The sequence below is a fragment of the Streptococcus mitis genome, assembly GCF_003942765.1.
Taxonomy (GTDB): Bacteria; Bacillota; Bacilli; order Lactobacillales; family Streptococcaceae; genus Streptococcus; species Streptococcus mitis_BE.
Genome location: NZ_RJNW01000004.1, coordinates 171066 through 190800 on the forward strand (window position 1 = coordinate 171066; position 19735 = coordinate 190800).

At 42.5% G+C, this 19735-nt stretch carries 22 protein-coding genes; 3 read left to right on the forward strand and 19 right to left on the reverse strand.

Features of this window, described 5'->3' with window-relative positions:
* Positions 1–23: 23 nt before the first annotated feature.
* From D8849_RS07425 to D8849_RS07455, 7 genes are all read right to left on the reverse strand, one after another.
* On the reverse strand, positions 24–254 hold the full coding sequence (locus tag D8849_RS07425; RefSeq protein WP_000250396.1) for a DUF1146 family protein: 231 nt from the start codon (positions 252–254) through the stop codon (positions 24–26).
* Between the two features lie 57 nt (positions 255–311).
* Positions 312–1349 carry a SepM family pheromone-processing serine protease gene (locus D8849_RS07430; protein ID WP_000727281.1) on the reverse strand — a complete coding sequence of 346 codons (1038 nt, stop codon included), beginning with the start codon at positions 1347–1349 and terminating at the stop codon, positions 312–314.
* A complete protein-coding gene (gene coaD, locus D8849_RS07435; protein ID WP_125386649.1) occupies positions 1333–1821 on the reverse strand; it encodes a pantetheine-phosphate adenylyltransferase in 489 nt (162 codons plus the stop codon). Before coaD ends, D8849_RS07430 begins: the two co-directional genes overlap by 17 nt.
* On the reverse strand, positions 1811–2350 hold the full coding sequence (gene rsmD, locus D8849_RS07440) for a 16S rRNA (guanine(966)-N(2))-methyltransferase RsmD (RefSeq protein WP_125386650.1): 540 nt from the start codon (positions 2348–2350) through the stop codon (positions 1811–1813). The genes coaD and rsmD overlap by 11 nt, the downstream gene beginning before the upstream one ends.
* Positions 2351–2414: 64 nt before the next feature.
* On the reverse strand, positions 2415–3407 hold the full coding sequence (gene asnA / locus D8849_RS07445; RefSeq protein ID WP_000748003.1) for an aspartate--ammonia ligase: 993 nt from the start codon (positions 3405–3407) through the stop codon (positions 2415–2417).
* A 111-nt stretch (positions 3408–3518) separates the two neighbouring features.
* On the reverse strand, positions 3519–4202 hold the full coding sequence (locus D8849_RS07450) for a Bax inhibitor-1/YccA family protein (protein ID WP_125386651.1): 684 nt from the start codon (positions 4200–4202) through the stop codon (positions 3519–3521).
* 54 nt (positions 4203–4256) lie between these two features.
* The gene (locus D8849_RS07455; protein WP_125386652.1) at positions 4257–4997 is read right to left on the reverse strand and encodes a TrmH family RNA methyltransferase; all 741 of its coding nucleotides are present in this window, start codon (positions 4995–4997) and stop codon (positions 4257–4259) included.
* A gap of 33 nt (positions 4998–5030) precedes the next feature.
* On the opposite strand from D8849_RS07455, the gene D8849_RS07460 reads away from it, so the two are divergent.
* Both D8849_RS07460 and yidC read left to right on the forward strand, forming a co-directional pair.
* Positions 5031–5309, forward strand: a complete 279-nt coding sequence (locus D8849_RS07460) for an acylphosphatase (RefSeq protein ID WP_001174616.1) — start codon at positions 5031–5033, stop codon at positions 5307–5309.
* A 78-nt stretch (positions 5310–5387) separates the two neighbouring features.
* Positions 5388–6314 carry a membrane protein insertase YidC gene (gene yidC, locus D8849_RS07465; protein WP_125386695.1) on the forward strand — a complete coding sequence of 309 codons (927 nt, stop codon included), beginning with the start codon at positions 5388–5390 and terminating at the stop codon, positions 6312–6314.
* A 225-nt stretch (positions 6315–6539) separates the two neighbouring features.
* On the opposite strand, the gene pflA is transcribed toward yidC, so the two are convergent.
* The 12 genes from pflA to D8849_RS07525 all read right to left on the reverse strand — a co-directional run bounded on the left by pflA (position 6540) and on the right by D8849_RS07525 (position 17657).
* Entirely contained in the window at positions 6540–7334 is a 795-nt protein-coding gene (gene pflA / locus D8849_RS07470; protein WP_033687308.1) for a pyruvate formate-lyase-activating protein, read from the reverse strand.
* 125 nt (positions 7335–7459) lie between these two features.
* On the reverse strand, positions 7460–8710 hold the full coding sequence (locus D8849_RS07475) for a diaminopimelate decarboxylase (protein WP_125386653.1): 1251 nt from the start codon (positions 8708–8710) through the stop codon (positions 7460–7462).
* A 66-nt stretch (positions 8711–8776) separates the two neighbouring features.
* Complete coding sequence (purR, locus tag D8849_RS07480; RefSeq protein ID WP_125386654.1) at positions 8777–9604, reverse strand: pur operon repressor; 828 nt, start codon at positions 9602–9604, stop codon at positions 8777–8779.
* A 105-nt stretch (positions 9605–9709) separates the two neighbouring features.
* A complete protein-coding gene (locus tag D8849_RS07485) occupies positions 9710–10651 on the reverse strand; it encodes a 3'-5' exoribonuclease YhaM family protein (RefSeq protein WP_000703198.1) in 942 nt (313 codons plus the stop codon).
* A complete protein-coding gene (locus tag D8849_RS07490; RefSeq protein ID WP_185756225.1) occupies positions 10641–11897 on the reverse strand; it encodes a DNA recombination protein RmuC in 1257 nt (418 codons plus the stop codon). The genes D8849_RS07485 and D8849_RS07490 overlap by 11 nt, the downstream gene beginning before the upstream one ends.
* A gap of 1 nt (position 11898) precedes the next feature.
* Positions 11899–12561, reverse strand: a complete 663-nt coding sequence (locus D8849_RS07495) for a thiamine diphosphokinase (protein WP_125386656.1) — start codon at positions 12559–12561, stop codon at positions 11899–11901.
* Positions 12524–13180 carry a ribulose-phosphate 3-epimerase gene (gene rpe, locus D8849_RS07500; RefSeq protein WP_125386657.1) on the reverse strand — a complete coding sequence of 219 codons (657 nt, stop codon included), beginning with the start codon at positions 13178–13180 and terminating at the stop codon, positions 12524–12526. Before rpe ends, D8849_RS07495 begins: the two co-directional genes overlap by 38 nt.
* A 10-nt stretch (positions 13181–13190) precedes the next feature.
* Positions 13191–14069 carry a ribosome small subunit-dependent GTPase A gene (gene rsgA, locus D8849_RS07505; RefSeq protein ID WP_125386658.1) on the reverse strand — a complete coding sequence of 293 codons (879 nt, stop codon included), beginning with the start codon at positions 14067–14069 and terminating at the stop codon, positions 13191–13193.
* Between the two features lies 1 nt (position 14070).
* Entirely contained in the window at positions 14071–14943 is an 873-nt protein-coding gene (gene rsmA, locus D8849_RS07510) for a 16S rRNA (adenine(1518)-N(6)/adenine(1519)-N(6))-dimethyltransferase RsmA (protein WP_004255823.1), read from the reverse strand.
* 11 nt (positions 14944–14954) lie between these two features.
* Positions 14955–16259, reverse strand: a complete 1305-nt coding sequence (locus D8849_RS07515; RefSeq protein WP_125386659.1) for a hypothetical protein — start codon at positions 16257–16259, stop codon at positions 14955–14957.
* A 49-nt stretch (positions 16260–16308) separates the two neighbouring features.
* Positions 16309–16884, reverse strand: coding sequence for a ribonuclease M5 (gene rnmV / locus D8849_RS07520; protein WP_125386660.1), 576 nt, complete (start codon positions 16882–16884; stop codon positions 16309–16311).
* Complete coding sequence (locus tag D8849_RS07525; RefSeq protein WP_125386661.1) at positions 16884–17657, reverse strand: TatD family hydrolase; 774 nt, start codon at positions 17655–17657, stop codon at positions 16884–16886. The genes rnmV and D8849_RS07525 overlap by 1 nt, the downstream gene beginning before the upstream one ends.
* A gap of 157 nt (positions 17658–17814) precedes the next feature.
* Here D8849_RS07525 and D8849_RS07530 point away from each other — a divergent pair, with 157 nt between their 5' ends.
* Positions 17815–19659, forward strand: coding sequence for an APC family permease (locus D8849_RS07530; RefSeq protein ID WP_125386662.1), 1845 nt, complete (start codon positions 17815–17817; stop codon positions 19657–19659).
* Positions 19660–19735 lie beyond the last annotated feature (76 nt).

Here is a 19735-nt window from a genome sequence, read left to right on the forward strand (position 1 = left end):
ACTTATTTCCTTTATTCTTGATTTTATAATAATCCTCTAAGCGCTTCTTGCCACAACTGATATAGGCTGATAAAGAAAGAACTCATGATGTAGCCCATTACAATACTGAAAAAGGCTACTAGTAAACGAACTTTTCCTGTATTCTCAGTTGTCACTTTTAAAACCTTTTCCCATCTAACAAGATCCTTTAAAAGGTAAAAACTCACATAAATAAAGAGCATATGACTGCTTAGAGTGAATAATAATTGAACCATTTGACTATTATACCATCTTCTCTGTTTGTGCGCTAGTTTAGAAACTTCACTTAAAAACTAGGGATTGTTTTTCAAGTAATCAATTGCATCTTGTAGGGTTTTAACAGGCACGATTTTCATATCTGTCTTGATTGTTTTGGCTGCTTCTAGGGCTGTTTGGTAGTTATTTTTCGCATCCGGATGCGCTTTTTGTTCTTCTTCGCTAACAGGGTTATCTGGAGCAAAGAAAATCGCAGCACCTTCTCTAGCCGAAGCTACAACTTTCTTATCAATACCTCCAATGTCCCCCACATTCCCATCACGGTCAATGGTTCCTGTACCGGCAACAATACGGCCATTACGAAGGCCAGGGTCAGCTATTTGGGTATAGATGGCCAGACTAAACATGAGACCTGCACTTGGACCACCGATACCAGCTGTTGAAAAGCGAATTGGGACATCACTGGTCACTTCTGTACGGTCAATCAAGCCGATTCCAATCCCATTTTTGCCATTTTCCAAGGTGATAATCTTACCTTCTGCAGACTTGGTTTGCCCATCCTCTTCATAGGTGACCTTGACGGAGTCCCCTAGTTTTTGAGAATTGACGTAATCAATCAAGTCTTTGGAACTGTCAAAGGTTTGATCATTGACTGCTGTGACCGTATCAGAGATGTTGAGAATCCCTTTAAAGGTCGAATTATCCGTCACAGTCAAGACATAAACCCCAAGGTATTTGAGTTCGATATCTTTACCAGCTGTTTTTAGCCCTTGATATTTGGCCATATTTTGCGATGTTTGCATGTAGAATTGATTGATCCGCATAAATTCAACATCGGAAGAGCCACCTGTAGTCTCCTGAGCACTACGAATATCTGTAAAAGGCGTCAACCATGCATAAATCATATGAGCTAAAGTGGCATGTTGGACACCAACCGTAACGAATTGATAGGCACCAGCTTCCTTATCTTCTGTGTCATTTACTTTAAGGACTTGGCGAATATCTTCTGAACCACCTGGAACCTCTATATAATAGGGCAAGGGCACTACAAACGCCAAGAAAGTCACAATCAAGGCCGCAATGACGTATAAGGGCCATCTAATCTTTTTTTTCATTTCTTATTTCCTCCAAAATACTCTCGGGAACATAGCAGGCAATATCCTGACCAAATTTCAAAAGTTCTCTAACACCTGATGAACTGATATAAAGATGTTCAGGTCGGCTATGTAAATAAATGGTCTCTATATCAGGAGACAGCTGATGATTGTAGTAATCAAAACTGGCTTCATATTGCAAATCCAACGCATTTCTCAAGCCTCGCACTAGGAAAGTAGCCCCCAGTCTTTTTGTAACATCAACCACCAATTCATCATGGGAAAACACGACTTCAACATTTTCCAAATGTTTCACAGCCTTTTCTAACCCCCGTTTACGATTTTCGATAGGGAGAAATCCTTGTTTGTGGGGATTAAAAAAAATACCGACATAGAGCTTATCAAAAAGTCTGCTCGCCCGTTCAATGATATCCAGATGCCCATTTGTCATCGGATCAAATGAGCCTGTGAATAAGCCAATCTTATCTGACATAGACTGTCACCTTACTAATTCCATAAATCTTTTCCTTCCAGATGCCCAGGCAGGCAATTTCTTCTGGAAGTTCAACGGCCTTATCCGTCTCACACACGACCATGACATCTTCAGAAAAAAGCTCTTTCTCAGCCATTTTTTCAATATCTGCTACGATTTGTTCCTTGGCATAAGGAGGGTCTAAGAAAATGAGGTCAAATTCCCCAGATACCTGCTCCAATGCCCTTTCTGCATCCATTTTGAGAAGTTGAAATTTCCCAACTTCCTTGGTCATCTGAATATTTTCAGCCACGATAGCCTGAGCCTTACGGTCTCGCTCCACCAAAACAGCGCTGGACATGCCACGCGATACTGCCTCGATAGATAAACCACCACTACCTGCATAAAGGTCCAAGACTCGTCCCCCTTCAAAGTAGGGACCAATCATGTTAAAAATAGCTCCCCTAACCTTATCCGAAGTGGGTCTTGTCGTCTTGCCTTCTAGTGTCTTGAGGGGACGTCCCCCATAGATTCCTGATACGATTTTCATACCGTTTATTATACCAAATTATAGGCAAAAAGAGAAAGAAAACCGAACCTTGCGGTTCGATTCTCTATAAAATATTTTCGTAAGTATCGCGAACTTCTTGAGGCCAAACACTTGTTTGCACTTCTCCGATGTGTTTCTTGCGAAGTAGGAACATGGCCATCCGAGATTGTCCAATTCCTCCACCGATTGTCAATGGGAATAGACCATTCAACAAAGCCTTGTGCCATTCCAATTCTAAACGGTCTTCATCACCTGTGATGGCAACCTGACGGCGAAGCGTTTCTTCATCTACACGGATTCCCATAGAAGACAACTCAAAGGCCCCACCTAAAGATTCATTCCAGACAAGAATATCACCATTTAGACCCTTGTAGCCATTTTCAGACTCACTTGTCCAGTCATCGTAGTCTGGTGCACGTCCATCGTGCGGTTTACCGTCTGGTAATTCACCACCGATACCAATCAAGAAGACTGCTCCAAATTCTTTACAAATAGCATTTTCACGCTCTTTTGGTGTCAAGTCTGGGTAGCGTTCTACCAACTCTTCTGTGTGGATAAAAGTGATTTGTTTTGGCAAGATTGATTCAATGTCATAGCGGGCTTCAACAGCTAGCTCAGTAAGACGAATAGCCTTGTAGATCTTCTCAACTGTTTCTTTTAGATAAGCGATATTACGTTTACCATTTGGGATAACCTTCTCCCAGTCCCACTGGTCAACATAAACAGAGTGGGTCGCATCCAGCGAATCTTCGTCTGGACGAAGGGCCTTCATGTGGACAAAAAGACCTTCTCCCTCACCGAAACCAAAACGAGCCAAAGTATGGCGTTTCCATTTAGCAAGGGAGTGCACCACTTCATAAGTAGCATCAGGGATTTGGAGAACCTTGACCGATACGGCATTCTCAACACCTGATAAATTATCCTGCATCCCGTCACCGACCCTGCTCAAGATAGGACCTTGAACTTCGACAACTTCTAACTTATCTTTCAAATACTGGGTAAAAGTGTTTTTGACAAAGGAAATCTCTTCTTGTTGATGAATAAAACTTTTCTTCATAAACTACTCCTCAAAAATTAATTAAAAGCATTATACACCTATTTCCAAGAAAAGAAAAGACCAAATATAAAAAAAATCAGCGCTCCTTCGAACACTGATGTCATGAACCTTTTAGTCATTGCGACCGAAGATACGTAGAATACTTAGGAAGAGATTGATAAAATCAAGATAGATACTGAGAGCCATTGACACAACCCAACCTGTCGCTACACGGCCTTGTGATTGTTCATAAGCGAGACGAATTCTTTGGTTGTCCCAAGCAATCAACCCTGAGAAAACCAAAACCATGGCTACGCTGATCATATAATCAAAGAAACCGCTAGCCAAGAAAATATTGACTACCATGGCAATCAGCAAACCGATAAGAGCTGCCATCATAGCCCGACCCAGGCCACTCAAATCTTTCTTGGTGAACATGCCAACTGCCGCCATGACAAAGAAGAGAAGGGCGCTCGACACAAAGGCGGATAAAACTGTGCCCGGAGTATAGAAGGCCACCACAAAACTAAGGGTAAAGCCGTTTAATACTGAGTAAAGTAAAAATACTGGAAGAGCCGCTGGACTATTCCTTGAAGCCATACTGCTGGCAACAAAGACCAGAGCTAGCTCTGCAAAAGTAGCAATGGTCAACCAGAGACGCCCCTGCATCAAAAAGTAAACCAACTGAGACTGAAAGACCGTCAACATAAGGCCTGATACCAAAGCGGATAGTGCAATCCCCAGACCAACAAAGGCATAAACCTTAGCATAAAATTGATTGAGACCTGTGCGGTCGTGAATAATAGTGTGATTCATCTTTTCTCCTTTTCAATGAATATCTTTCCTTGATTATAACAAAGAAAGTTAAAATTAGCTTAAATGGAAAATTAAAATACCGGCTGCAACGGCAACATTGAGACTCTCCGCCTGCCCCTTCATACTAATGTGGACCAACTGGTCTGCACTTTCAGCCATAAGGGGACTAATTCCTTGCCCCTCATTTCCCATGACTAGTACAAAATTTTCTATAGGAGGCAGTTCTCTGTAATCAACAGAAACTTTAGATAAGGTTGTTGCTAGCACTGGGATAGCTGCCTCTTTGGTTTCCTTAAGAAGTGCTTGACTCGACATCCGGTAAATAGGCAGATGAAAATGACTGCCTTGCATAGAACGTAGGGTCTTGAGACTGTAGATATCTGCCGACTTATCTGAAACAATCACTCCAGTAAAACCTGCTGCATCCGCAGTCCGAATGATAGTTCCCACATTACCAGGATCTTGCACATCTTCCAAAAACAAGAACTTGCCCTGACTCAAATCAACTTGTCCTATTTCTTCTTTTTGAACTACGGCAACAATTCCCTGTGGAGTCTGAGAATCCGCCAAATCTAGCAAAATATCCTCTGACACCCAGACAGTTTGCGGAAAAATAGCTAACTGATCTCGGTAACTTTCTAGGGCAAAGATTTTCTCAATAGTCACTCCAGCTTGAACAGCTTCTTCAAACAAGTGCCAGCCTTCAATCAAATAAGCAGACTTGCGGTATTTTTTTTGGTGTAATTTCTTGGCATTTTTTACCACAGAATTGGCTTTTGAGGTTATAATAGTCATAGAAATATTATAACACAATCAAAGGGGTTTGGTATGCAAAAGGTTAGAATGATTGCCCAAGGCAGGGTGCAAGGAGTCGGCTTTCGTTGGGGTGTTTACAGCCTGGCACTTGAAATTGGTGGCATCACAGGTCGAGTATGGAATAACGACGATGGCACAGTGGAAATTTTAGCCCAAGCAGACTCATCTGCTACCATGGCAAAATTTATCCAAGAAATCCGCAAAGGACCAACACCTTTTTCAAAAGTCAGCTACTTAGATGTCAAACTAAGCAACTTTCCTCCTTACCCTGACTTTAAAATCGCAAATTAGGTCTCTAGAACTATTGTATATTTTGTAAAAAAACAGTAGAATAGAAAGGTATTATTTTTAAAAGAAGGAATGAACACATTGAAAACTATTAAACGTTTTGCACTCTCAGCTATGGGAGTAGCTATGCTATTAGTCTTGACAGGTTGCGTTCAAATTGATAAAGCAACAGGTAAGCCAATTGGTCCCGTTTGGGATTTCTTAGGTGCCCCGATGGGAGAAGCTATCAAGTACTTCGCTACTGATAAAGGTCTAGGCTTTGGTGTCGCTATCATTATCGTGACCATTATCGTGCGCTTGATCATCTTGCCACTTGGTATTTACCAATCATGGAAGGCGACACTTCACTCTGAAAAGATGAACGCCCTCAAACACGTCCTTGAACCACACCAAACTCGTCTCAAAGAAGCAACCACTCAAGAAGAAAAACTAGAAGCCCAACAAGCCCTCTTTGCCGCTCAAAAAGAGCACGGCATCAGCATGTTTGGTGGTGTAGGATGTTTCCCTATCCTCCTTCAAATGCCTTTCTTCTCTGCTATCTACTTTGCTGCCCAACATACTGAAGGTGTTGCTCAAGCAAGCTACCTAGGAATTCCTCTAGGTTCTCCAAGTATGATTTTGGTTGCCTTCGCTGGTATTCTTTACTATCTTCAATCGCTCCTTTCACTTCACGGAGTAGAAGATGAAATGCAAAGAGAACAAATCAAGAAAATGATTTACATGAGCCCACTCATGATCGTCGTCTTCTCCCTCTTCTCACCAGCTAGTGTCACACTTTACTGGGTTGTCGGTGGTTTCATGATGATTCTCCAACAGTTTATCGTCAACTATATCGTTCGTCCAAAACTTCGCAAAAAAGTCCGTGAAGAACTAGCCAAGAACCCACCAAAAGCACGTGCTTTCTCTACACCAAGTGGACGAAAAGACGTTACTCCTGAACAACCAACTGCTATCACAAGCAAGAAAAAACACAAAAATCGCAACGCTGGAAAACAACGTTCGAGATAAGAAGAAAAAGGCTTAGCTAGTTTGCTAAGTCTTTTTTGCAAGTCATACTCTTCGAAAATCTCTTCAAACCACGTCAGCTTCGCCTTGCCGTAGATGTGTTACTGACTTCGTCAGTCTTATCTACAACCTCAAAGCAGTGCTTTGAGCAACCTGCGGCTAGCTTCCTAGTTTGCTCTTTGATTTTCATTGAGTATCAAAAGCCCGATGTTTCCATCAGGCTTCTTTTTATCCATGTACACGTTTCATATAGTCTTGATAACTTTCGGTATCCATGAGTTTTTTAGCGTTCTTGACGCGGTCTGCTGTTGGTGGTTTAACCCCTTCGAGGGAATATGGAATTCCCAGTTCACGCCATTTGAACTCACCCATGGTGTGATAAGGTAGAATTTCAAACTTATCAACATTTTTGAGGGTCTTGACGAACTTACCAAGTTCAATCAAGTCATCATCTCTATCTGTCAATCCTGGAACTAGCACGTGGCGAATCCAGACAGGTTTTCCAATATCTGATAGATACTGGGCACAAGCCAAGATATTTTTATTGGTTTGACTAGTGACAAACTTGTGCTGTTCTTCGTTGATTTCCTTGATATCCAAGAGGACCAAGTCAGTGACAGCCATGAGTTTGTCAAACTTCTCAAGGTAACGTGGTTTATTACGGAAAGGAAGGGCACAGGTATCCAAGGTACAGTGGATTCCTTGTTCCTTAGCCTTGGTGAAGAGGGCAATCAGGAAATCAATCTGCAAGAGGGCTTCTCCTCCACTGACTGTGATCCCACCCTTATTTCCCCAGAAACCGCGATAACGCAAGGCCTCTGTCAAGACATCATCTACCGTCCGTTCACGTGATTTATTGGACTCCATAGCCCAAGTGTCCGGGTTATGGCAATACTGGCAACGCATATGACAGCCCTGCAAAAAGACAATAAAGCGAATACCAGGGCCATCTACTGACCCAAAGCTTTCTGTCGAATGCACCATTCCTGTCACTTGTCCATAATCAATTGTTTCTTCAGACATATCGTTACCTTCCTTGAAAACGTTTTATAGTTTTATTATATCACGACTTGAAAGAAAAACAAGATTTTTGCCTATTTTTTAGAAAGCAATCTGTTTTTCAATTTCATTTTCAATTACTTATCATTTTATTCTTCAAAATCAAAGCCATACAAGGTTGCAAAATAGTCCTCAGGGCGCTCTGCACGGCGGATTTGACGGGCTTTTCCTTCTTCAGTATAGAGGATTTCCGCAGAACGAAGTTTGGCATTGTACTGGTAGCCCATTGAAAAACCGTGGGCACCTGTATCATGAATTACCAGCAAATCACCGATTTCTGTATGAGGCAGTTCGCGATTCACTGCAAATTTATCATTGTTTTCACAGAGTGAACCGACTACATCGACCACTTCAGCTGGTCCATCTGGATGTGTCAGATTGGTGATATGATGGTAGGCTCCATACATGGCTGGACGCATAAGGTTGACTGCTGATGCATCCACACCTAGATAGGTACGGTAGGTTTTCTTCTTATGGGTAACTTTTGTGACCAAAGCACCGTGAGGTGCCAACATAAAACGACCTAATTCGGTAAAAATCTTGACCTGACCAAGACCTGCTGGCGTAAGAACCTCTTCATACACCTTACGAACTCCCTCACCAATCAAGGCGATATCATTTGGCTCCTGGTCTGGACGATAGTTGACACCAATACCGCCAGAAAGATTGATAAAGTCTAGCGAAATGCCCAACTTTTCCTTGATTTCAACAGCCAATTCAAAAAGCTGACGAGCCAACTCTGGATAATAGAGATGGGTAACGGTATTGGACGCTAGGAAGGAGTGAATCCCAAAAGTCTTGGCTCCTTTTTCCTTCAAGATAGCAAAAGCTTCAAAGAGCTGGTCCTTGGTCATGCCGAACTTAGCCTCGCCAGGATTGTCCATGATGTCTGTCCCCAGTTCGAAAACGCCTCCAGGATTATAACGACATGAGATGATTTCTGGAATACCTGCTGCTCGCTCCAGATGTTCAATATCTTCAAAGGCATCCAAGTTAATGGTCGCACCCAATTCACGCGCATAGGCATATTCCTTGTCTGGCGTGTTGTTTGAAGAGAACATAATCTCAGAACCAGGGAAATTCAGTTTATGACTCATCAAAAGCTCTACATAACTAGAGCAATCCACGCCACATCCTTCCTCTTGGAGAATTTTTAAGATAGCTGGGGTTGGAGTAGCCTTAACCGCAAAATATTCCTTAAAGCCCTTGTTCCACGAAAAGGCTTGGTTGACAGCTCTTGCCTTCTCACGAATCCCCTTCTCATCATACAAGTGAAAGGGAGTTGGGAACTCGGCAACAATCGCTTCTAACTCTTCTCTATTGATAAATGGTGTTTTCATAAGCTTCCTTCTATTCTATTTGCAAAGAAAGGCTGGGACAATCGTTCCAACCTTTAGTTCTATCTCTTATTTATCTTCGTCAAAGATATTGCCAACCTCAACATCGATGGATTGGTTCTTGACATCAATATTGGTTACCTTCAAGAGTGACTTGTAGTCAAACTGCTTTTCACGTTCTTCTTGGGCATTGTCCGCAAAGACCGCTACACCTGCCAATTCTGAATCAAACTCACGCAAGAGACTAATCATCCCGTTGACAGTTCCGCCACCTTTCAAGAAGTCATCCACAATCAAGACACGGCTGCCTGCCTTGAGACTACGTTTTGAAAGGAACATTTTCTCAATGCGGTCACCACTTGAACCTGAAACATAGTTGACGCTGACAGTTGAACCTTCGGTAATTTTCAGGTCACGGCGCACAATAACAAAAGGAACATTGAGGACATTGGCAACTGCATTTGCAAGTGGAACACCCTTAGTCGCTACTGTCATAACCGCATCAATTTTTTGGTCCATAAAGCTCTTGGCAATAATGCGACCAATATTTTTTAAGATAGCTGGTGTGCTAAGCAAATCAGACAAGTAGATATAGCCACCTGGCAAGATACGGTCACTTTCTGACAACTTGGCACGCAAGTCCTCGACCATTTCCTTGGCATCATGGCTTGAGATTGATGGTGTGAAAATGACACCACCACCAGCACCAGTTACTGTCTGGATATGACCGATTTCAATTTCCTCAAAGGCGCGTTTGATAATGACGATATCTTCTGAGATGGATGATTTAGCAGATTCATACTTTTCAGCAAAAGTATTGAGACTAGTTAGTTTATAAGGATTATTAATCAAATAGTTGGAAATGACAACCATCCGATCACTTCTTCTTAATTTCATTTCTATTTCCTACTTCATTTAATTTTGATATTTTATCTATTATACCATATTCACATAAAAAAACGAACATTCTTATCCTAAAAAATGCTCATTTTTCTTAAATTATTAATCTAAATCTGGTTTATAGAAGGAACGATTGTCCATAGCGAAGATTTTATTGGTCATCTCTCCCTTATCCACCAAAGCAAGAGCTGTTGACATCATCATCATGCTTGCATCCAGATTATCAATCATATGAATAATCTCTGCCTCCATAATGCGTGGACGAACCGGGCTTCCATACTCAAGTAAGCCATGGTGACTGAGGATGACGTGGCGGAGCAGAACGACTTCTTCCTTGGTATCATCGATACCGAGTTCCATAACTGTCTTGGTAATTTCACTATCAATCAAAGCAATATGCCCAAGGAGATTACCTCGCACTGTGTACTCGGTCTGGTCTGGTCCCGTCAACTCGATGACCTTAGCCAAGTCATGCAGCATAATCCCCGCATAGAGCAGGCTCTTATTGAGCTGAGGATAGACTTCGCTAATAGCATCTGCCAAACGCACCATGGTTGCCGTATGATAGGCCAAACCCGTTTCAAAGGCATGGTGATTAGTCTTGGCAGCTGGATAGGAGTAAAATTCCTTATCATACTTGGTGTAGAGCTTTCGGACAATCCGTTGCCAAACAGGATTTTCAATTTTAAAAATCATTTGCGACATGTAGTCACGGATTTCCTTGACATCAACTGGCGACTTGACCTTGAAATCAGCTGGGTCATTGGGTTCGCCAGGTTGAGGCAAGCGAAGAGTAATTTGATTGACTTGAGGGGTGTTGTTATAAACTTCTCGGCGCCCTTTCATGTGGACAACCTTACCTGCTGTAAAGGCCTCAACGTTATGAGGTTGGGCATCCCAGAGTTTCCCTTCAATCTCGCCACTATCATCTTGGAAGGTAAAGGCTAGGTAGTTTTTCCCAGCTCGAGTTTGCCTCAGGTCAGCTGACTTGATTAGGTAAAAGCCTTCAAACAGCTCATCTTTTTTCATGTGACTAATCTTCATATTCTTCCTCATTTTCTTGGAAATAGAGTAGATCAAGCGCAGGCTCACCTTCTGACAACTCAATGTGACGGAGCGTCCGCTCGATAGCTGTGGTACGACGGTTTAATAATTCATCAATATTGCCAGAGGCATGTTGGAGATGTTTTTGTGCCTTAACCAGAATGCCACCGAACTTGCCAAACTCGGTCTTGACACTGGCAAGAGTCTTGCTGATATGGTCGGCACTCTTTTGGATATTGAGAGTTTTGAATCCAACTGATAGGGAATTGAGGAGAGCTGACAAGGTACTTGGACCTGCGACAATAATCTGCTCCTCCCGTCTCAAATCATCAAAGAAGACCGGATTGCGGACAATTTCTGAGTAAAGACCTTCTGTCGGAACAAACAAAACTCCAAAATTGGTCGTCCGAGGTGGTGCTATGTACTTGCTCTTGATATCCTTGGCAAAGCGCTTGACGCTGGCTAGGAGTGACTTGCGACAGCGTTCAATCTCGTCTCTATCACCTGCTTCATAGGCTTCTTCTAAGCGGTAATAATCTGCCAGTGGAAACTTGGAGTCAATCGGTAAGTAGACATATTCCTGGTCGCCTTGTCCGGGTAACTTGATGGCATACTCCACTCGTTCACTGGAGTTTTCAACCGTTGCAAATTCTCGTTCGTACTGGGCAGGAGTCATGATGTCTTCGATGATTTGCCCCAGTTGCAATTCACCCAGAATACCTCTCGTCTTGGTTCCTGAGAGAACCTTATTAAGGGCGCCGACATCGCGGGCAACAGTCTGCATTTCCCCCAGACCACGATTGACAGACTCCAGTTGTTTGGAAACTGTCTCAAAGGAGGCCTGCAAGCGTGTCTGCAAGGTCTTTTCTAGTTTTTCTTCGACCGTTTGGCGCATTTGCTCCAAACGTTGCTCATTTGATTCCTGCAGGGCTTGGAGACGTTGGTCGGTCTTGTCTCTGGTTTGGAGGAGATTCTCAGTCATTTCTTGACGTACCTGAGTTAAGCCTTGGTGCAACTCGATTCGCACTTCTTGCAAACGGTCGCTGACAGCCACTTCTAAGTCTTTTTGATCTAACTGGCTGGCTTGTCTGGCTTGTTCAAAGCGGTAATCCAACTGGTCTGACAAGTGATCTGCCTGATCCTCCAAGCTCTTACTGAGATGTTTTTCCTGCTTATCCTGTCTTTGCCAAATGAGAAAGAGGCCAGCTAGGTTGGCAATCAATAATAGAACAAGTAAACTTTCCATTCTACCTCCTGTCCTTACTATGTAGCACGACCACATAGCCATCTGGGCAAGTCACCGACACTTCCCTATCTATATATTCGTTAGAAGCGTACACTTTTTTAAAGAAAAAATTTTCCTCTGTCAACTCATACTTGGCTCCGAGAATGGTCAGCTGACTATCCCGAACTGGCATAAAAGCTAGATAGTCATAGTCTAAACGAGGTTCTAGCTGACTGATTCCTTCTGGACAATAGGCAATTAAGTTTTGCCCATCCTCAATTTCTATCTGGCGCATATAAGGCGCCAACTTGGGATTGCTAGGTAGAAAGACGTTAGCCAGCATATGGTCAATACGGCCACCCAAAGCACCGAAAATAGTGACCTGAGCCTGAGGATTTTTCTCAAAGATAGTCAAGAGAGCCAATTCCAGATCTGTATCATCCTTTTCTGGTCGGGCTTGAACAAAATGCTGGGCACGTTTTTGAATCAACTGACACTCTTCTGCAGTGACAGAATCAAAATCTCCAACCGCTAGAGCAAGAGGAAGGTTTTCCTCCAAGACCCAGAGCGAGCCTCTATCCACACCAACAAAAGCATCAAAGTCCGTCCGATAATGACCGCGGTCTCCACCTGCAAAAACGGCAATCCTAGTCCAGTTGTTTTCTGAGAGTTTGTACTCGCTCATTGACATCTCCCTTAAAGACATAGGAACCTGCTACAAAAACGGTCGCACCAGCTTCTTTAGCTTGGGCAATAGTTTTATCATCAATCCCACCATCCACTTCAATCTCAAAGTTCAAGCCTTTTTCATCACGAATGTCAACCAACTCACGGACCTTATCCATGGTTTCTGGCAGGAAGGCTTGCCCACCGAAGCCTGGGTTAACTGTCATGACTAAAACTTGGTCAACTAGATGAAGGACGTGCTTGATGGCTTCAACTGGTGTGCCAGGATTGATAACGACTGAAGGCTTAACACCGAGTGAACGAATTTTTTGGAGGGCACCATGAATATGAGGCGTTGCTTCCGCATGGATACTGATGATATCGGCACCTGCACGCGCAAAGTCTTCTAAATGATGCTCTGGATTAGCTACCATCATGTGGCAGTCGAAAACCATCTTGCTATGAGGGCGAAGAGCTTCGACAACACCTGCACCAAAACTGATTTGTGGCACAAAGTGCCCATCCATGATATCGATATGGGCATATTCTGCACCAGTTGCTTCTAGGCGTTTGATTTCACGTTCAAAGTTGGCATAATCTGCTGCCAGAATTGACGGAGCAATCTTGTATTGAGACATAGGTTTCTCCTTATTTTGGAATTTTTTTGCTGACCTTTTTATAGGTTTCTCTGCGATTTTCAATTTCGCTAAGGAATTGCAGGTAGTTGTCAAAACGGAAGGTTGCAATGGTACCCTCTTCAACAGCAGGCTTAACCGCGCAAGCTGGCTCATGGGTATGGGTACAAGTACGAAACTTACAATCTCGGCTGACACTGTCAATCTCTGGAAATGCCTGATTGAGGTCTTCAGCCGTTGATACTTCATAATCCAGAGATGAAAAACCTGGTGTATCTGCGATTTTACCCCCATTAAGGTTGTAAAAACTAACAGCTCGAGTGGTATGGCGCCCGCGACCCAGACTGTCTGAGATTTCTCCTGTTTCAAGATTAAGGTCCGGTGCGATTTTATTGAGAAGGGTTGATTTCCCAACACCTGTCTGCCCCATAAAGACTGTAACCTTGCCTGTTAACAAGGGCAGGAGCTCCTCTTTACTGGTCACAAAGTCATAGCCGATGTCACCATAGGTTTGTTGGTAAAAATCCAATTCTGACCGATCTTCCAGCAAGTCCATTTTAGAAATATAAACGATGGGATGAATGCCCTTGTGCTCCAAGAGAACCAAGAACCGATCCAGCAAATTGCTGTTAAATTCAGGTTCCTTGACGGACATGATTACTACAGCTTGGTCGATATTGACAATGGGCGGACGGACCAGACTATTTTTCCGTTCGTGAATCTTGAGAATATAGCCCTCTGAATTTTCCTCCGCAGAGAAATCTACCCAATCCCCAACGTAGGGTGTGTGACCTTTTTTACGGAAATTTCCACGCGCCCGTGTCTGATAAACCTTGCCCTCACTCTCCACATAGTAGAACCCAGCCAAGGCTTTAATGATTTGTCCCTGCATCTTAGAGTCCTTGCCCTTTAAGTGCATCTGCTAGGCTGGCAAATTCTGCCAAGCTGAGAGCTTCCCCACGCACACTTGGTGACAAGCCTGCCTGATCTAAAGCTTTGGTCAGCTTGTCCTTGACCTCTTCAGTCTTGCCAAAGTAACCTGTCAAGTTATTCCACAAGGTCTTACGGCGATGGGTAAAACTAGCCTTGGAAACCTTAAAGAAAAAGTTCTCGTCTTCCACTGCTACAGCTGGCTCTGGACGGCGGACCATTTTCAAGATGGCTGAATCCACATTTGGCGCTGGCACAAAGACCGTACGAGGCACGATAAAGGCAACCTTGGCAGTCATGTAATACTGCACCGCAATCGACAAGCTACCATAAGCCTTGGTATTTGGCTGGGCGGAGATGCGATCCGCCACTTCCTTTTGCATCATGACGACAAATTCACTAAAAGGAATGCCACTCTCAATCAAGTGCATGAGAATGGGCGTCGTGATGTAGTAAGGCAAATTAGCCACTACCTTGATTGGCAGGTCAGGATTTTTAAAATTCTGGATATGTTGCGCCAAATCGACCTTGAGAATGTCCTCGTTGACTACGGTCACATTGTCAAAATCACGCAAGGTATCTGCCAAAATAGGCACCAAACGGTGGTCGATCTCAAAGGCCATAACTTGAGCCGCACGCTCAGCCAAAAATTCCGTCAAGGCACCAATCCCTGGCCCGATTTCGATAACATTGACCTGGTCATCAATCTCAGCCGTATCCACGATTTTTTGAAGGATATTGGTATCCGTCAGGAAATTTTGCCCGAAAGACTTTTTAAAGGTAAAACCGTGACGCTCCAGCACTGCCTTGGTCACGCTATAATCTGCAATTCTCATCAATCTACTCTTTATTCCTCATTACTTTTAAAACCATTAAAATAAAAATTATACTTCCCTGTCTTATCTACATTTTTCTTCTTCAAGAATCTATTAAAATTATCCTTTTCAAAAACTATTGTATTATAAATATTTTTATTCTTAATACAAAATATATAATATTTGAAATTACTAGACTTCTGTATTTTCTCTAAAAATAGACTGTTCCAGCCAGAGAATAAACTTCCAGCAATAAATTCGGATTTATTTGTCTCCGTTATATAGTTTTTACTAATACTTATTTTTTTGTTATTTATTTTATCATCAATACCTATGCCGTACGAGATTAATCCATTAATAATATCCTGGTAGACTTCTTTCCTAGTTTCTGAATTAGACTCTATTTCAAAAAACTTGTTGCCTAAAATATAGTTATCAGCTATAATTCCTTCTCGGGTATCCAACACAGTTCCATATTCCGAAACAGATGTAGAATGAAATTGCTCATTATTGATATTGGCAAAATCATCCTCATTAGAATCTCTAAATGTGCCTATAATCGTGTTACTTAGTAATTTTTTCTCGTTTTCTATAGATAATTGACCATTACTGATACTACAGTTGATAAATTTACATTCTTCAAATGAATTTGAATCAATAAAATCAGCAGAAAAAGTACACTCTACAAATCTCTTATCTTTAAACTTTACTTTTTCAATCTCATATCCAATATCGCCAAATTCAACGTAACTAAAATATTTAACTTCCTTTGAACCGAATACTTCTTCCTTCCTCAAAGATATTATTTCTCTCATAACTGGTTTAAGTGCTGTGCTCAAATTATATTTCCAATTCTCCGCCAACTCATTCCCAGGACTATCTATCCCTTCTGGATATTTTATTGAACAAATTGTAGACAACACTTGAACAAAGTCAAGAGAAATATCTAATTTCAACACCCCATTCCATTCCTTTAGCAGCTTATTATACGTATCGATGATATATTCAATTTTACCAGCCTTATAAAAGGGTAACTCCTTAGTCTTACTAATATCTGCAACAAGATCAGTAAGTTGCTTATCATAATACTTTACAGTATCTCTAACATTATCAGACACCACATTTTTCTTATTTTCTTTACTTTGTTCAATAGCTTGTTTCCAAGTGACTAATGTCGGAAACGCAATGACTATACCAGCTAATACTTCACCTTGAGATAACTTTTCAAAAATTAAATTTGTACCTTTGAAAAAATTGTTCATATATAAAATAATACCAGCAACCACAAGACCAACTGCAGCAAGCACCAATAGTAATTTAGTATCTTTATTTTTCATATAATCTCCTAGTAACTCAAATATTCTACCTTCATTTTAACACAATTATCTACAATTTAGTGTCTTTCTCATAACTTTTCATGGCTTCTTCCACTTCTGCCAAGGTGACCCCAAACAACTCTAAGCGTTTGAGAAGTTGCTTGCCGTTAGAATAGCCGATTCGGATAGCCTCTCCTAGATATTCTCGTCGCTTACGGCTGTCTGCCCCTGCTAGAAAACCAAGGCGAATCAAGTCGCTACGACTGATGTCAAACTGACTCTCATATTCAAATTGTTCTGTCACCTGAGCTAGAGCCGTTTTCAGGTCTTCATAGCTGGCATGCTCAATTCCCAGAGAACGCCCCTTGGTCTTGGACTTAGGAACAGCTTCATCTCGCTTGAGAAAGGCATGCTGAACTGTTGGAATAGCCGTCATAATCATGCGGCGAATCCGCTCCCCATTAAAATCTGGGTCTGTAAAGACAATGACTCCATGGCGTTGGTGTAGACGCTGAATCCGCTCTAGATCCTGCTCATTGATGGCAGAACCTCGTGTCTCATAGGTCTCTACCTCGAAATAACGTTTGAGATTGGCCGTATCATCGCGACCTTCAACCACGATAACTTGGGAAATTTTCTCTTTCATTACTTGCTGTCCAATCCAAAAATTCGTTCTGCATTTGCAGTTGTTACCGCCGCTAGCTCTTCTGTCGTCATACCACGCAAGTCGGCGATAAAGTCCACTACATAGCGAGTGTAGGCTGTTTTATTTTCACGACCCCGCTTGGGTACAGGTGCTAAGTAAGGCGCATCTGTTTCCACCAAAATCTTGTCCAAAGGTAACTCTTTAGCTGCTTCTTGGATGTCAGTTGCTTTCTTAAAAGTCACCACTCCTGAGAAGGAAATAGTCATGCCAAGCGCGACAAACTTCTCTGCCCATTCAAGAGTTCCTGAGAAAGAATGCATGATACCACCACGAGGACCAACGCCCTCGCTCTTGATAATCTCATAGGTGTCTTCCAGCGCATCACGGGTATGGACAACAAAAGGCAAATCCAAGTCCTTAGATAGCTGAATTTGACGGCGAAAAACCTGCTCCTGCACCTCTTTTGGCGCTGTCATCCAATGGTAGTCCAAACCAATCTCACCCAAGGCAACTACCTTTGGGTGCTTGAGCTTGTCAAGCAAGTAGGCTTCAATCTCCTCTGTGTAAGTCCCTGCTTCTGTAGGATGCCAACCAATAGTCGCGTAGAGTTGGTCGTACTCATCCACCAACTCCAAAGCACGCTCAATCGTCGGTTTATCAAAACCAACAATATTCATCTGTGTCACACCCATCTCAGCAGCCAAGGTAATTTCTTCTGCCTCACGACCTGCAAATTCTTCTACATTCAAGTGTGTATGTGTATCAAAAATCATCTCTTCTAACCTCGTTTTCTATCTACTATTATAGCAAAAAAACTGACCTCTCTCCTCATCTGTACAAAATATTCTAAAATCCATCGTCGTCTCTTGACGCTATTTTCCCAAAGCAGTATAATAGCACTTATTGAAATTTTCAGAAAAGGAAAATACAATGTTTAGAAAATTAAAATATACCTTTATCGGTCGACCACTCAAGTCTCTCACAGACGGCGAAGGGGGATTGTTAGGGAAAATGCAGGCACTTGCAATGTTATCCAGTGATGCCCTGTCTTCTATTGCCTATGGACCTGAACAAGTCATTCTCGTTTTAGTCAGTCTCTCTCCTCTCGCTATTTGGTGGAGCCTCCCTATCGGTATTTTTGTCCTCTTACTCCTCGCTAGTTTGACCATTTCCTATCGTCAAATCATCCACGCCTATCCTCAAGGTGGTGGGGCTTATATGGTTACTCGGGAAAATCTATCTCCCGAGCTAGGCTTGATCGCTGGAGGTAGTCTGCTGGTTGACTACATGCTGACTGTGGCGGTATCGGTATCATCTGGAGCGGACGCTATCACAGCAGCTCTCCCTGCCCTCCACCCTTACAACCTTCACATCTCCATTTTTCTGGTTTGCTTGCTTATGCTTTTGAACTTACGGGGCTTGAAAGAATCTGCCAGCTCACTGATGATTCCTGTCTATCTCTTTATCATCAGTACTGTCTTTCTCCTGCTCTATGGAATCTTTCAACTAGTAACTGGTTCTCTCAGCTATCAGGCAACTTCTCCTATCGGGCATGCTGTTCCGAGCCTGTCTATAGTTCTCATTCTAAGAGCCTTTACCAGCGGCTCTGCCTCTCTGACAGGAGTTGAAGCTATTTCAAATGCCGTTCCCTTTTTCAAGACTCCGAAAGAAAAGAATGCTGCTCAGACCTTGACCATCATGGCCTTGATTTTAGGTTTTCTTTTTGCATGCATTACCTTCCTAAACTACTGGATGGGGATTATGCCTCAACACGGAGAAACTATTCTTTCACAGATGGCTCAAGGCATCCTTGGTAATTCCTTCTTAGGTCACCTTGGCTATTATATCTTCCAATTCTCCACAGCCTTGATTTTAGCAGTAGCTGCAAATACTGGCTTTTCGGCCTTCCCTATGCTGGCTTACAATATGGCTAAAAATAAATACATGCCCCATCTCTTTATGGAAAAAGGAGACCGCCTAGGCTACTCCAATGGAATTTTAACTCTGGCATTTGGGGCTATGATTCTTCTTCTCATTTTTAATGGCAATACCGAACGTTTGATTCCTCTTTATACTATCGGTGTCTTCGTGCCCTTTGCCCTATCTCAGACTGGGATGATTCGCCATTGGAAAAAAGAAAAAGGGGCAAATTTCTTAAAACCTGCCCTTGCCAATATCCTTGGAGCTATCATTTGCTACGCTATCGTGTTGATTCTGCTCTTTTTCCGTCTCAGTGATATCTGGCCCTTCTTCCCGATTATTCTCGTACTCACCCTACTCTTCTTAGCGATTCACAGTCATTACCAAAAAGTAGCTCAACAACTGCGACTCTATGAAGGCATCGAAAAACGTACTTACGACGGCAATCTGGTTCTGGTCCTAGTAGGAAATGTCACCCGAGTCAGTGTCGGAGCCATTAACTACGCTCAAAGTATCGGTGACGAAGTCCTAGCCATGCATATTTCTACTAAGGAAACAGCAGAAAAAGACCAAGAAATTCTCCAAGAATTTGCTGATTACTTCCCAACTATTACTCTGAAAAATATCAAGACCAGCTACCGTGACATCATCACCCCTACTGTCAAGTATGTCAAACGGATCTCTGAGGATGTCCAGAAAAAGAACTATACAGTCACTGTCCTGGTACCCCAGTTTATCCCTAATAAACCTTGGCAAAATATTCTACACAATCAAATGAGCCTTAAACTCAAATACGCCCTTCGTTGGCACCAAGACGTCGTTGTCGCTAGCTACTCTTATCACTTAAAAGAATAAAGAAAAGGCCCTACCAGAACCAATAAGCGTCTGGTAAGGCCTTTTTCTGAATCCTATCACTATGCTTATACTCAAT